This window comes from Paenibacillus sp. FSL R7-269 (assembly GCF_000517865.1).
GTDB lineage: Bacteria > Bacillota > Bacilli > Paenibacillales > Paenibacillaceae > Paenibacillus_AQ.
This window is the reverse complement of the sequence record NZ_ASPS01000046.1, coordinates 57,699-71,965: the sequence shown is the minus strand read 5'-3', so window position 1 is coordinate 71,965 and position 14,267 is coordinate 57,699. Positions and strand designations below refer to the sequence as shown.

Sequence of the window (14,267 nt, the reverse complement as noted above, 5' to 3'; positions counted from 1 at the left end):
CATGTATTCAGGAACGTGTGTTTGTGTGGTGAAGGGAAGAAAAGGGCAGGATGGGCAAGTTCTCTCCTTCTCCTGCTAAGTTTCAGCCTACCCAAAGATGAAAAACCAACTCAACTCAATGGAGGCCTCACCCATGCTGCAGCCGATGCTCGATTTGCTGAGCAGCAATCCGGGCTTTTGTTTTTTATCTGCAGGCTTTCAGCGGATCGGTAGAAGTAAGCAGAGGGGGGCTACTACTTCTACAATATCTTACTTGACCAGTGTCAGGATATGTCGGATACTGGGAAAAGATCCAGGAGGAGAAGATTCCTCCCGTCAAAAATATAGGAGGGGGTATTGACTTGAATTGGAGGCACCGCGATTGGTTATGGACCCTTACTTGTATTTTGTTACTAGGGTGCAGTTTGTATGTAAATCACATTGAGTTCATGAGTTTTATTTCTTACATATCAACTTTTGTTTCCATTGCACTTGCAGCAGTAGCAATTTATATCTCAGTAAGAGAAGTAACGAAATCAGACAGAGTTAAAGAAGACATGAATATGATTTTAGGTGAGATGAAAGAAAAGATTGGCCAACTGGATAACAAGGTCAGTAGTATCGATATAAATGCGATTAATCAGAGGATTGTAACCGGCATTGATGAAGGAATTAATCAAATTAGGGAATCAATTGTAATTGAAATGACTCCTATAGGTAAAAAAGAAGATGAGATTATACCCTATATAAATGAGCAACTAAATAAGTTTTCAAATGATTTAAAGGCTAGTATAACGGTAAACAATAAGGAACTATCATCGGATGAGATGAGTCTCCCAACCAAGAAACAACAAATTGAGAGAACTATAGAGGAACTCGTAACTAAAAACCCAAAAATTTCTATTGGGAACATCAATAGAGAGTTACATTATCGTTATGGCATTATGATTGATGATCACGAAATGAATGGCATTTTAAGATATTATAGACGATAATATCTTGCACCTTTGGGTGCTTTTTCTTTTTGAAAGGGGAATTAACATGGACATCAGAATCATATCGATTGACCAGCTTAACGCAGCCGTCTATAACCCCCGCGTTGACCTTCAGCCTGGAGATCCGGAGTATGAGAAGCTTCGCCGCAGCCTGGACGAATTCGGGTACGTTGACCCGATCGTTTGGAATGAGCAGACCGGCAATATGGTCGGTGGCCATCAGCGGTACAAGGTGTTGGTCAATGAGCAGGGCTGTAAGGAGCTGGCCGTTTCTGTAGTCAACCTTGATCTAGAGCGGGAGCGACTGCTGAATCTGGCGCTGAACAAAGTGTCTGGCCACTGGGATGATGAAGCTTTGGCGCAACTGCTGAATGAGCTACAGGAAGGCGGGGCAGATCTGGCGCTGTCCGGTTTTGAGTCAGAAGAGATCGGTGAACTGATAGCTGAGTTTATAGACATCCCAGATATTGAGATGGATCAGTCAGTTGTTGAAGATGACTTCGACGTTCAGGGAGCACTTGATCGGATCGAAGAGCCTGAAACGCGTCGAGGTGATGTATGGCAGCTTGGCCGGCATATTCTTATGTGTGGCGATGCTACGAATGCTGAGGATGTTTCCAGGCTAATGGCCGGAGTCAAGGCGGATCTGGTAGTGACGGACCCTCCTTACAATGTCGCAGTAGAGAGCGATTCAGCTCGCCTGGCTGAAGCCGGAACCAGCTCAATAATGAACGACGACATGCCCGCAGAGGAGTTTGCGGGCTTTTTGCATGCTGTTTTCCAGAACTATATGACGGTGATGGAACCAACCGCAGCAATTTATATATTCCACCCGGCATTCTATCAAAGAGATTTCGAGAATGCGATGAATGCAGCTGATATTGTGCGTAGATCGCAATGTATCTGGGTGAAGAATTCTGCGAGTTTCGGATGGTCGCAGTATAGATTTCAGCATGAGCCGGTGTTTTATGCCCATATAAAAGGAAAGGCGCCTGCGTGGTATGGTGATCGGACTCAAACTACTATTTGGGATGTCTCCCGAGGGGATGTTTCGAAGTACCTACATCCGACTCAGAAACCGTTGGAGTTGTTGGCTATCCCTATCCAGAACAGTAGTCAGGGTGGGGATACAGTGGTCGACCTATTCGGGGGCAGCGGCTCCACCATGATGACCTGTGAGCAGCTTGACCGCTCCTGTAGGACAATGGAGCTGGACCCGGTTTTTTGTGATGTGATCAAGCGGAGATTCCTAGAATTGACTGGGATACAACCAATATTACTTTAATACACTGATCCAGTAGCAAAATATGCCAGGTAACAATATAGATAAATGATATACTGCTTATATAATGGATGTTACTGGAGGGTCTTCATTGTTATCCTGGATTCTTATTTGCTTATCTTTCAGTGTATATATTCTAGGATTTGTAGTAAACCCGATGCATGAACAAGTGTTCTCCAGATCTTCCCTAAATATCAGATGGTGGTTAAGTTCGGCCATTCTTCTTTGTTTAAGTATAAGTGTTATGGAAACGATAATTACTTCTGATCGTAGTTCAAAGTGGATAATTCCTAGTATAGTTTTTTCGATTGCGTTCCTTTGGAAATCATGGACTAAGAGATAATTGACTCCATTCAACTAAATCAAGAATAAAATAAACCGTTCCTTTGACCAAGGAGCGGTGTTTCTTTGCCCAAAAGTAAAGGAGGACGCGCGAACGTCCTCCCCGTCACCCAGGGTATCCCCCGGCTGAGACAGCGGCGCGCCACGCGTGGCATTTCCAGACATCCGCTGTCTCGTTTCCAAATATACACGGAAGCCGAGGGGAACGCAATGGGAACAAAAGATGAACTTTTATTGCAACATGAGCTTGAAATCATGGCCGGTATCCTCGAAAGCAAGGCGCAGTACCGGAAGATTGTTAAGGCTGGCATAGCCAAGTGGGTCAAGGACTTCCAGGATGGCCGGATTGAATTTAAGACGGTTGATGATCTACGGAAGCTGATTGAGATAGATATTGAGCTGCAGAAGGATGAGATTTAATGAATAAATATAAAAAAAGAGCCATTTAGCGGCTCTTTTTTGTTAGAAATCGATCTTTTATTTATATTTATTTATTAACCGGTTAGGTAGGGGAGATCACCCCCTTTCCTAACCGGTCAGACACTAAGGTCTGACCAACATGATTGTTACCCAAATTCCCCAAATTCCAAAGGAAATATAAGTCTCTTTCATGGTGGTCTACCTCCTGATTTAGTTATTGTGGAACAATCTTATTGTACCCAATAAAAGTAGGTTCTATACATTGATTTTCTTTGGGAGGTGGTGAATTTATGAATGGCCAGAGAGCGAAGTCCCGAGCGGGACAAGGCAAAGCAAATGTGGCTGGAGAGCGGCGGGATGATGAAGCTTAAGGACATCGCCTCTGCTCTTTCTATAGGTGAAACACAGGTCCGAAAGTGGAAGTCCCAGGACAAGTGGGTTGCTGACCTGAATAGTAACGTTACTAATGAAGCTAAAGGTAACGTTACTAATCGCGGCGCTCCCAAAGGGAACGAAAACGCAGTCGGTAACCGCGGCGGCGCTCCTCCGGGTAATCAAAATGCCAGGGGCAACAGCGGCGGGGCCGGCGGGCCACCCGGTAACAAGAAGGCGGTCACCACCGGTGAGCACGAAACCATCTGGCTCGATACTCTGACCGAAACCGAGCAGCAGCTCATCGATCAGGTGGACACTGATCCGATCATCCAGGCGAATGAATCTCTGTACCTCCTGACGATCCGGGAGCGCCGTATGATGCAGCGGATCAAAGCCCTGATGGATGGACTCTCTGAAACTGAGCGCAACGTCTTTTATGAGCTGAAGGCTATCAAGGAAGTGGCGACAATCCATGATGAGAAGACCGGCATCACGAAGAAGATCCCACATGCCCGTAATGAGATGATGGAATCCAAGATCGAGGAGAAAGGCTTCCGCAAGTTGGATGACATTGTGAAGCTTGAGGAAGCCCTAACTCGTATTCAGGATAAGAAAATCCGGGCCATTGAGCTTAAGAACCGACTGACCGATGATGAGAAGCGTATCCGCATTGAAACCATGGAGTATGAGCTGCAGATGCTGCGCGGTGGTGGCGGTAAGGAAGACTTCGAGGATGATGGCTTCATTGATGCGCTGAAGGGTATGGCGGCGGGAGTGTGGAGCGACGATGGGGAAGCTTAAACTCAAGCCGCCCGCGTTCAAGTGGTCTCCCTTTTCGCAGAAGCAGCTGAAGGTTCTGACCTGGTGGACGCCCGATAGCCCGCACCATGATAAGGATGCAATCATCTGTGACGGTTCGGTCCGGGCTGGCAAGACCGTCTGCATGTCGTTCTCTTTTATTGCTTGGGCGATGGACACCTTTCGGAGTGAACAATTCGGTATGTCTGGTAAGACCATCGGCGCGCTGAGACGTAACGTAATCGGTCCGCTAAAGCGCATGCTGACCAGCCGTGGGTATCACGTGCATGACAATCGATCTGAAAATGTACTGACCGTTACCCGGGGGCTGATCAGCAACCGGTTTTTCTTATTTGGCGGCCGAGATGAAAGCTCGCAGGATCTGATTGCGGGGATTACGCTGGCGGGAATGTTCTTCGATGAAGTGGCCCTGATGCCGAAGTCCTTCGTTGACCAGGCGACTGCTCGTTGTTCCGTTGATGGTGCGAAACTGTGGTTTAACTGCAACCCCGCTGGCCCGTATCATTGGTTCAAGATGGAGTGGCTCGATCAGTTGCAGAAGAAGCATGCGCTGCACTTGCACTTCACAATGGAGGACAACCTGTCTCTCTCCGAGCGGGTGCGCGAGCGGTACCGGCGCATGTACAGCGGGATTTTCTATCAGCGGTACATCCTGGGCCTGTGGGTCATGGCTGAAGGGGTTATCTTCTCGAAGTTCAATGACGCGGTCCATAAGAAGCCACGAGACTGGTTCCCGGCTAAGTATGACCGCAAGTTCCTTTGTATCGACTACGGGGCCAATAACCCGACAGCGTTCCTGAAATATGGAGTCCGCGGGAACATCTATTATGAGCTGGATGAGTATTATCACAACATCCGACGTAAGGGTGAGAAAACGAATGGTGAATATGCGGATGATCTGGAAGCCTTTCTTGACGGCGATGAGTATGCAATCTTCATCGACCCGTCAGCAAAGGCTTTTATTATTGAGCTGCAGAAGCGGGGCATTGCCAACATCCGGGCTGCTGTGAATACGGTGTTGGATGGCATTCAGACCGTGTCCAACCGGTTCCAGCGCAATGAATTGTATATCTGTGCTGATAACACCAATTCCCTTCAGGAGTTGGTGTCTTACGTGTGGGATGAAAAAGCCGCCGAGCGTGGCGAGGACAAGCCCATTAAGCAAAATGACCATACCTGTGATGCGCGCCGGTATGGAATCCATACGGATTATCTGCTGCAGCGTGTGAAGCAGCGGAAAAAGGACAGAGAGGAGCGATCAGATCATGGTGTGGGGTGGGTGTAAAGCATGAGCGGTGAAGCACAGTGGTTCCAGATATCAAAAGTAGAAGACCGGCATATCCCTTCCAGCGCGCAGCTGCCAGATAGCTTTGAAAACCTCTATGATGCGCATGGGCTGCTGCCATTCCCTATTGGCAATGATCCTGCTTCCTGCAAGCTGTTGGTGAAAAATAGCAACATCATCCCGCAGTGTATCGAGGCTTACAAACGGAACATTGCCGGTTATGGCATTGCGCTGGAGTACCTTCCAGGAGAGAGCGATGAGACAGCACTGGAAGAGTGGAACAAGGCTGACAAGTTTCTGGAGACCTGCAACCTGGAGGATACGCCGGATGAGATCATCAGCTCTCTCATTGAGGATATTGAGAGCAGTGGGAATGCAAATGTGGAGGTCGCCTGGCCTGCTGGCAGCGAGTTCCCTACACTGTACCGGATCAATCCGAAATTCGTTCGTTGTACCCGGGAGACGGATAAGGTGACCATCAAGCGGAAGCGCCTGATCCGGTCATCGAAGAAGGTTGAGGAGTTCTCGCAGGATATTTACGCTCGTAAGTATGCAATGAAGCGCGGGCAGTCGGTGGTGTGGTTCAGGTCGTTCGGAACGGAGGGTCAAGGTAATCAGATTATCCCCCTGAAGCTGGGCAATGACGGTCCATATGGTGAACCCCGCTGGTTTGGGAATGCGCCAGGCGTCGTCGGCAGCCGAGAGGCCGAGGAGCTCAACGTTTCCTACTTCAGCAATGGCCGCATGCTGTCCATGCTTCTCACAGTGACCAATGGCCGGCTGACTAAACAATCCATGGAGCTCCTGCGGAATGTTAAGGGGGCTCAGTCACAAGGCGGCATTCTCTACCTGGAAGCGATAGGGGAGGAGACCGGCGGGCCACTGGACGAGAAGGTCGAGAAGGTGACCATCAAGCTGGACAAGCTGAATGATCTGCTCCAGCAGGATGCTTTGTTCCTGGAATACGGGAAGGACAAGAAAGCCGATATCCTCTCCGCGTTCCGGTTGCCGCCGATTCTGGTTGGCCAGAGCTCTGACTACAACCGCGCTACGGCTCAGGCCGCGCTGCGCTTTGCAGAGGAGCAGGTCTTTGAGCCATACCGCAAGTGGATTATGGATGAGATTTTCAACAAACGGTTATTTCCGGCCATGGGTATCTTCCGAGTGCGGGCGACCCTGCGAGGACCGCGGATTATCGATCCGGAGGACCGGAAGGCGCTGCTGGAATTTATCGCAGACAACGGCATTATGCTGGTCCGGGATTTGATTCCAATCGCCGAGGAAGTGCTGGATACCACCATTGATGAATCCAAGTACAGTGCGGAATACCTCGACACACCAATAGCACAGCTATTGAACAGTCAGCCGGCTATAACCGTGCCTGAACCTGACTCCGATGTGAACGATCTACAGGAACGTGTGGCTACCATTGCCAAACGTCTGCTGCGGCAGAGTCATGATGAGGTAACCGGCCATGTGTAAGGATTGCTGGGAACTCATCGCAAAAGCGGACGACACTGAGTTTCTGGACAGCCTGGAACTGACCCATGCCGAGCGGGCCGTACTGGAGGAGTTGTACAAGCAGGGTGAAACCCGGATAGTCGAGATCCTTGAGTTGCAGGGGAAGGCCCTGCATGATGCTATGGAGGAGCTGAGCGAGGAGCTGCTGATTGATATCGGAGAGCTGGGCAAGGTTCTACAGTCCGTACAGTCCGGTGATTTGTTCACTGTCCAGTTCGAGCAGGCGGTATACGATGCTTTCACACCACTGTATCACTTGGCTGGCGAGTCGGAGCTGACGGTGCTGAACACCGATAAGACCTGGTCTACAAAGAACAAGGCCGCATCTCGGTTCGCCAAGAAGCTGCAGAAGCTTGTTCCAGATATGAACGGCACCACTGCAGATGTCATGACTCGGGCCTTCCAAAAATCCATCAAGGAGGGGAAGACACCATCCGAGCGGGCGCTGCTGGTACGAGAGGTCAGTGCTGCGGCTGCCAAAGGTGATGCCGGCCCATTCAACATGGAGCGGGCTATTACCGTTTCCCGGACGATGAGCACGGCTGCTGCCAACGGCGGTAAGCTGGAGGGTTGGAAGCAGTCGGAGGTGGTATCCGGGAAGAAGTGGAGATCTTCCAAGGGGGACCGCACCCGTAAGACGCACCGGAAGGCGAACGGCCAGGTGCAACCGCTGGATAAGCCTTTTGAAGTCGGTAAGAGCAAGCTGATGTTTCCGGGAGATCCGTCTGGACGCGCTGAGGAGATCATCCGTTGCCGCTGCACGATGCAATCTGTGTTAACTTAACATGAGATTTTAATGATTTCAACTAGGCTTTTCTGTCCAAAAGCATTATGATCTTCAGTATCATAGTGAGTTGGAGGAATATGGATGGAGAGATTAGAACTATTAAAAAAAGAAATGCATTTTTTGGGGGTTGGAATAAGGAAAAATCCCAAAGGATATCTGGGGTTTCCAAAGGGAAAGTGGTTATTGCCTTGCTTCATTTTTCTAGAGCATGGAGATAGTCTCGAACTATGTGGGTCCCCACTCAGAGTAAAAGATTGGTTGATTAAAGAGGGAGGATCAATTAAAGTTTTTACTTCAAATAAAAAATATAGTTTATCGCGTAGAGAGGTTAGCCATATATATGGGCCATTCAAGTTTGAGCAGAGCAGATACCTTAAAATAAAGGACGCTATAAATTTGCTGAATGTTAGTGAAGTAACCTTAAGGAACAGTGTAGAGGTGATTGAAGATCGAGTATCTACTGTACATTTACAAATGAAGTTTGGACCATTATGTATTCTTCCTAGAGAAGAACAACAATTTAAAAGAATCATCGTAAAAGATATTTATCGGAATCATAGCGGGTATGGATGGGTTGCAACTAATAGTTACAAAGTAGATGAACAATGCGAAAAGGAAGAGGAGGATGAAATATTAATTAAGTTAAGTCGCTAACGCGGCTTTTTTTATTGGAAGGAGGTGAGAACAGAATATGACCTTTAAACTGAAAGACGCCAAGATTACGCACATCTCCTTGGTAGACAAGGGAGCCAACGGCGTTCCGTTTGCCATTATCAAGGACTCCGGGAAGAACGCCATTCACAAACAGGTCCAGATTGCCAAAATTGACGATGACAAGCGCATTGTCAAAGGCGTGGTGTACCAGCCGGATGTGGCCGATGCTCACGATGACCAAATGGATGAAGTCGAGATCGAGAAGGCAGCTCACCTCTTCATGGAGAAGCAGCACACCTACAATATCGATAAGCAGCATGATCTCGAAGCAGACAAAGGATTTGTCATTGAGTCGTACATTGCTCCTTGCGACATGACGCTTGGAGAGCAGCAGATCGCGAAGGGCTCCTGGGTGGCAGCCGTGAAAGTGACGGATGACGACACCTGGGAGGCCATCAAGGAAGGCGAGATCACCGGATTTAGCATGTGGGGTGTTGGGAAGCGGGAAGAGATCGAGGAGGAAGAGGAGGTATCCAAGGGGATTTTGAGCCGGATAGCCAAAGCGCTGGGCCTGAGTCTGATTGAAAAGGGGGCCGTCGCAGACAAATACCATAAGAACCGGAAGAACCGAGAATTTTGGGCGGCACAGGATGCCCTCAACTCGGTTCTTTTTAATTGGGACACCTGGCAGAGTGGCATGGAAACCGATCCGGAGACTATCCGGGAAGCCCTTCAGGACTTTGTTGATATTGCTGAAGATGTGCTGACTAAGGAAGACATCATCAAGGCCATCGGCACGCCGCCGGCGCAGATTTCCAAGGCCGGGAAGAAGATTTCCGCTGGGAACCTGAAACACGTCGACGATGCTATTGCAGCGTTGACTGAATTGAAAAATAAGACAGCTCCCGTACCAGAGGAGCCCGAGGAGGAAGAAGATTTGAAAGCTGAAGATATTGCCAAGGCAGTTACGGCCGCAATGGCCCCGATCGCAAAGCAGGTGGAAGGCCTGACGGCAGAGATTGCAGAGCTGAAGAAAGAGGAAGGTGTCGAAGGTGAGAAGCCTGCAGGTTCTACTGATACGGCTGCGACCGCAGAAGAGACTGCAATCACGGATGCCATTGCCAAAGCCCTGGCGCCGCTGACTGAGCAGATGCAGACACTGGCAGCAGATGTGCAACTGGTGAAAAACAGCCGCGGTGCGTCCGCGCAAGGTGACGAAGAAGAAATCAGCAAATCAGAAGGCGCCGTTAGTTTCGGACGTTTCCTGTAATCGAAGGAGGAATGCATACTATGAAAACAAACGGTATTATCACCAGATCCAGCATCCAGAAATCGACCATTGTAACCACGATGGACCAGAACGCCTTGAACTATGAGGAAGTCGAAGCCTTCACCGACATGGCGTATGAGGCGAATAGCTTCCTGAAAGGAATCCGTCATGAGAACCGGAAGAGCTCTAAAGGCACCATCGACAAGGTTGGTGTGCGTGGCCGGAACATGCGCAGTAAAAAAGAGAACATCATGGCGACTAATACTCCAGGATTGACCTTTCCGCAGATTCCATATTCGGTGGAACCGGTAGTGCTGCCTTTCGACATCACTGAAGAGTTTATCCGCCAGACGCAGCGGGTCCGCGGTCAAAATGCGGAAGATATCATCATGCGGAACATGGCCAACAATTACGGCGAGAATATGCAGGACATTGGCTTTAACGGGGATACGAATACACCTAACACAGACCCAGATTATGAATTCCTGACGATCAATGACGGCTGGCTGAAGCTGGCCAGAACAACGGGGCATTATCTGGATTGGAGTACACTTTCGGCCAAAGAGAAGACTGGGGTTTTGTTTGAGGTGGAGCGAGCGATCCCAACTCGGTACAGAGCCGGCGGCGTGTTCAAATATTTCATGCACCCGAACACCTTCAGCGAACGTCTGGAGATGCTGGCCGAGAAAGACACCAGCGCATCCATTCAACTGCAGATCATGGGTGGTGTGAAGAAGATCAACGCTTACGACGTTGAAGAGGTTTGGAGCATGCCAGAGGGTGCCATTCTCTTTACCTATCAACCGAACTTTGCAATGGTTCACACATATGATATGCAAATTAGAAAGACGACGGAAGGCAAGGAGGCAATCTGGACTGACAAGCGCTTCTACGCGATTCATTCCGATTTCGATGCCATCTTTGAAGAGCCGCAAGCTCTGGCCTATGTGGAAGGGGTGGAATTCTGATGCCGTACGTAACCTACCGGGGAAGTAATGCCTCCCTCCGGCTGCACAGTATCAGGTTTGAGCCGGCTAAGCCGGTACTGGTGGAGGATGAGGGTGCGCTGAAGCACTTGCGGGAGAACTCAGATTTTGAAATCCACGAGGATAAGATTATCCCATTGGAAGATCTGACTGTTTCCCAGCTGAAGGACAAGGCGAAGAAGGCAAGCATTGAAGGTTTTGTTGATATGAAGAAGCCGGAGCTGATCGCCGCCCTGAAGGCGCTGGAAGGCGGCGGTGTGCCGGATGCTGACAACGACACTCCTTAAGGAACGCAGCCGCGTCAGCGCCGTACAGGAGGCGACAGAAGCTCAGCTCGGGCAGTATATCGATGATGCTCAGACCCGGATTGAACTGTATCTGCCTGTACCCTTTCCTATCTTGGTAGACAAGCAGCTCATGCTCGCTTGGGTGAAGCTGGCCGAGTCCCTGGCCCTGCAGGACAGTGAGGAGTACCTGGCTTCGGTCGCCCGTGGCTATTCAGCAGAGAGTGACGGCGCCTGGACATATACACGGCAGGCGATAGAGGGGAAGACCACAGGGAATGCCGATGTGGACTCTATTCTCTTTCTCTGGGTCAAAAAGCAGCAGTCCGGGCCGGATGACGGGAACATCAAGGCTTATTTGTTATGAATCATCGCATGAATACCCCGCTGGCGGTTTACCGGGTTGGCCGCCAGCAGGATGCGGACAACCTTTTCAGTGATCGGAAGGCGGGGAAGGTCGCGGATCTGAAGTGTTTTGTTGTGAAGACGCAGACGGATGCTAAGTCAGAAACCACACCTGTCCTTTACATTGTAAAGAAGACAATCGGGGTTCCGAAAACAGCGGATGTCCGAATCAGCGACGAAGTGTTACTGTTCGGACGCAGGTATCTTGTAATTGACTCTAACCCACGTCGTTACTGGCGTGAACTGCTGGTGACTTGCGAGGTGAAAGGTAGTGAACATGCATGATTTTGACGGCTTGGCCAAGAAGTTCAAACGGCTGAGTGACGAAGGTGTGAATCAAATCCTCCGGAATATCGCGGAAGCCGTTGGCGAAACGCTGCTGAACCTTATTATCGATGAAATCGACAAGCAGGACCTTATCGACACCGGGACCATGTGGAACTCCTTTACCCGCGGTGAAGACGGCAATGTATGGGAGTGGGACGTAGACCGGAACAGTATCACGCTGGAGGTCGGGTCTAATCTGGGTACAAGCAGCAGTGACCCTGGCAAGCGCGGGTATCCTCGGCTGCTGAATGACGGTTACACCATCCACAAAGCCCATTTCGTTCCGGGGTATTGGGCAACGAACGGCACATTCGTTTATGACCCAGGAGCGAAGGGTGGATTTATGGCCAAGCCACGTTCATTCATCGGTCGGCATTACTTTGACATTGCAGTGAAGGAGTTGGAGGGCGGGATGAACGCGCTGATCATGAAGCGACTGGAGAAGGAGCTGGGGAGGATGCTGTCATGATGGATGTTGGGTTGAAAGCTTGGGCAGAACTCGTGCAGCGGATATATCCGGAGCTGCCTATTCTTCGGGACCGTTCCCTTTGGCTGGCTGGGCAGTTTGATCGTCCGAGTGTGTTCATCGAGACGGACCTTGTCTCTGATAAGGCGCACACCCCGCGGGCAGACCGGATCATAGAGGATGTGGGCCTGGTCTTTCACTATGACATCGATCGTAGCGGGGATGAGGACGCAGGAGAGCCGGTCCCCTTGGACTTATCTCCCTTCTTCCTGTACCTTCGTCAGCAGCGGTTCTGCGTGGTCTCGCAGCGCTTTGGGATTATGCTGGTGATTGAGGCTCCGCGCACGCGGCTGCTGAATGACCGGATGGAGGTTACCTTCAGATATTCGTACTTGTTGAATATTCCCAAGCCGGCCGCCGAAAAAATTAACATCTTTTATACTGAGTATGATGGAAAGGAGCATGAATCGTGAGCAATAACAATACCGGCCGGGGGCCGCGGCAGCAGCTGCCAAAGTCGGTCTCCACATCGTCTGAGGATTTGAACAAGCGGAGCAAGCAAGAATGGATTGAGAGCGCAGTGGTCTTGAAGCGGGAGCGCTTTGAGATTGCCGGCGCTCTTTTTGATTGCTGGGATGATGCCCTGCTCTCCCAGCAAGAAGTCACTCGTAAAGTGGAGGCCTATTTGAGCCTGACAACAAAGGAGGAAACAGTGAATGTCGATACAACGGAGTAGACCGGGCGCATATGTTGAGCTGCAGGCGATTGCGAAGTCGCGCGTTCTGTCGGTATCTGGCCGCGTGCTGGTGCCGTACCAAGCGGAGTGGGGCCTGCCGAATAAAGCCGTGGATATGGCGGATCAGCCGGAGCGGTTCAAGGAAAGCGGACTGCAGGTAGATGAGCTGGAGCTGGCGGCTGAGAGTGGCGCGACAGTAATCGGTTACCGGGTGACTAACGGTAGCGAGAAGGTCGCTGCTGCAGCGGTGGATGGCAGTTACACTATTGAAGCCCGGTATCCGGGTACGCGTGGGAACGACTTTGAGTATATGATTCGTGCTGCCCTGGTAGATTCCAGTAAGAAGGAAATTGTCATCCGGGACACCAAAGGCATCTTTGACACCGAGACATTTCTTGTAGCCGACAAGTCCGAAGCCGTTGAGCAACTGAAGAAATCCAATATGGTCCGGTTTAAAAGCACTGGTTCAACGGCTTGGGCAGATGTGGCCTACACGAAGCTGAACGGTGGAGTCACCGGTACCGCAGCCATTACTGCAGCAAACTGGAGCGGCGTCTTTAACCGGATTGACGGTCTGGTTTTTGACGTTGTGTATCTTCCTTCTGCGGAAGCTGCTGTCCAGGCAGCGGCCAAGCAGTGGCTGCTGGATCGCCGGACCAAGGCGCGCAAGCTGGCACAACTAGTTATTGCTGGTGCCGCTTCTGCAGACGACGACATCGAGATCCATAATACCCGCAGCCGTGCTGCAAATGCCCGCTTTATTATTAATTGCTCTCTGGCCGGTGAACATACCAACGGTAAGACCTATGACTCTCTTCGGTGGGCTGCGTGGGTGGCTGGGTTGGTCGCGGGCACGCCGGCGAATCGGTCCTTTACAGGTGTTAAGGTGCCAATGACACAGGCTAAGGTGGACTGGAGCCATTCGGAGGTATTGAAGGGTTTGTCCGAAGGAACCCTGATGGCCACGCGAGACGGTTACGACTACATTATCGAGTCTGCCGTCAATACGCTGACCACGCTGGGAGCTGGGGAGCGGGAGGACTTCGGGAAGATCCGCGTGTCGATGACAATCGACCAGATCTTGAACGACATCTACGCTGCCGGTAAAGCCAATAAGGCCAAGCTGGACAATGACAAGGACGGCCGAGGGCTGTTCATCGCTGCGGTCGTCAGCTATCTGAAGGTGCGGGCGCAGCAGAAGGCCATCGGTGATGAATTCACCTTTACCGAGCACCCGACAAAGGTGAGCGACGCAGATTACGCATACTTTTCCCTGTCGGCAAAGCCGCTCGATGCGATTGAAATCTTTAATATTGATTGGGAGGTGGCGTAAT

General features: G+C 50.5%; 17 protein-coding genes. All 17 read left to right on the top strand.

Going from position 1 to position 14,267, the window contains the following annotated elements; all coding sequences use genetic code 11:
- Positions 1–341 precede the first annotated feature (341 nt).
- The 17 genes from C162_RS20295 to C162_RS20215 all read left to right on the top strand — a co-directional run bounded on the left by C162_RS20295 (position 342) and on the right by C162_RS20215 (position 14,266).
- The gene (locus C162_RS20295; protein ID WP_156949668.1) at positions 342–974 is read left to right on the top strand and encodes a hypothetical protein; all 633 of its coding nucleotides are present in this window, start codon (positions 342–344) and stop codon (positions 972–974) included.
- Positions 975–1,020: 46 nt separating this feature from the next.
- A complete protein-coding gene (locus C162_RS20290) occupies positions 1,021–2,259 on the top strand; it encodes a site-specific DNA-methyltransferase (protein WP_036697039.1) in 1,239 nt (412 codons plus the stop codon).
- Between the two features lie 549 nt (positions 2,260–2,808).
- Positions 2,809–3,018: a hypothetical protein gene (locus C162_RS20285; protein ID WP_036697038.1), complete on the top strand. Its 210-nt coding sequence runs from the start codon at positions 2,809–2,811 to the stop codon at positions 3,016–3,018.
- Positions 3,019–3,312: 294 nt separating this feature from the next.
- Positions 3,313–4,194 (top strand): phage terminase small subunit, encoded by an 882-nt coding sequence (gene terS / locus C162_RS20280; RefSeq protein WP_036697037.1) that lies wholly within the window; start codon positions 3,313–3,315, stop codon positions 4,192–4,194.
- On the top strand, positions 4,181–5,497 hold the full coding sequence (locus C162_RS20275; protein ID WP_051493768.1) for a PBSX family phage terminase large subunit: 1,317 nt from the start codon (positions 4,181–4,183) through the stop codon (positions 5,495–5,497). The genes terS and C162_RS20275 overlap by 14 nt, the downstream gene beginning before the upstream one ends.
- A gap of 3 nt (positions 5,498–5,500) precedes the next feature.
- Complete coding sequence (locus tag C162_RS20270) at positions 5,501–6,979, top strand: phage portal protein (protein ID WP_036697036.1); 1,479 nt, start codon at positions 5,501–5,503, stop codon at positions 6,977–6,979.
- Positions 6,972–7,802: a phage minor head protein gene (locus C162_RS20265; protein WP_036697034.1), complete on the top strand. Its 831-nt coding sequence runs from the start codon at positions 6,972–6,974 to the stop codon at positions 7,800–7,802. Before C162_RS20270 ends, C162_RS20265 begins: the two co-directional genes overlap by 8 nt.
- Before the next feature lie 84 nt (positions 7,803–7,886).
- The gene (locus C162_RS20260; RefSeq protein WP_036697028.1) at positions 7,887–8,459 is read left to right on the top strand and encodes a hypothetical protein; all 573 of its coding nucleotides are present in this window, start codon (positions 7,887–7,889) and stop codon (positions 8,457–8,459) included.
- Positions 8,460–8,496: 37 nt separating this feature from the next.
- A complete protein-coding gene (locus C162_RS20255; protein ID WP_036697027.1) occupies positions 8,497–9,729 on the top strand; it encodes an XkdF-like putative serine protease domain-containing protein in 1,233 nt (410 codons plus the stop codon).
- 11 nt (positions 9,730–9,740) lie between these two features.
- A complete protein-coding gene (locus C162_RS20250; RefSeq protein ID WP_235218481.1) occupies positions 9,741–10,697 on the top strand; it encodes a major capsid protein in 957 nt (318 codons plus the stop codon).
- Positions 10,697–11,002: a Rho termination factor N-terminal domain-containing protein gene (locus tag C162_RS20245; RefSeq protein ID WP_036697111.1), complete on the top strand. Its 306-nt coding sequence runs from the start codon at positions 10,697–10,699 to the stop codon at positions 11,000–11,002. The genes C162_RS20250 and C162_RS20245 overlap by 1 nt, the downstream gene beginning before the upstream one ends.
- Entirely contained in the window at positions 10,980–11,366 is a 387-nt protein-coding gene (locus C162_RS20240) for a hypothetical protein (RefSeq protein WP_036697024.1), read from the top strand. The genes C162_RS20245 and C162_RS20240 overlap by 23 nt, the downstream gene beginning before the upstream one ends.
- Positions 11,363–11,689 carry a hypothetical protein gene (locus tag C162_RS20235; protein WP_036697022.1) on the top strand — a complete coding sequence of 109 codons (327 nt, stop codon included), beginning with the start codon at positions 11,363–11,365 and terminating at the stop codon, positions 11,687–11,689. The genes C162_RS20240 and C162_RS20235 overlap by 4 nt, the downstream gene beginning before the upstream one ends.
- Complete coding sequence (locus C162_RS20230; protein ID WP_235218483.1) at positions 11,682–12,200, top strand: HK97 gp10 family phage protein; 519 nt, start codon at positions 11,682–11,684, stop codon at positions 12,198–12,200. Before C162_RS20235 ends, C162_RS20230 begins: the two co-directional genes overlap by 8 nt.
- A complete protein-coding gene (locus C162_RS20225; protein WP_036697020.1) occupies positions 12,197–12,670 on the top strand; it encodes a hypothetical protein in 474 nt (157 codons plus the stop codon). Before C162_RS20230 ends, C162_RS20225 begins: the two co-directional genes overlap by 4 nt.
- Complete coding sequence (locus C162_RS20220; protein ID WP_235218480.1) at positions 12,667–12,933, top strand: hypothetical protein; 267 nt, start codon at positions 12,667–12,669, stop codon at positions 12,931–12,933. Before C162_RS20225 ends, C162_RS20220 begins: the two co-directional genes overlap by 4 nt.
- Positions 12,914–14,266, top strand: a complete 1,353-nt coding sequence (locus C162_RS20215) for a phage tail sheath subtilisin-like domain-containing protein (RefSeq protein ID WP_036697018.1) — start codon at positions 12,914–12,916, stop codon at positions 14,264–14,266. Before C162_RS20220 ends, C162_RS20215 begins: the two co-directional genes overlap by 20 nt.
- Position 14,267: the final 1 nt, after the last annotated feature.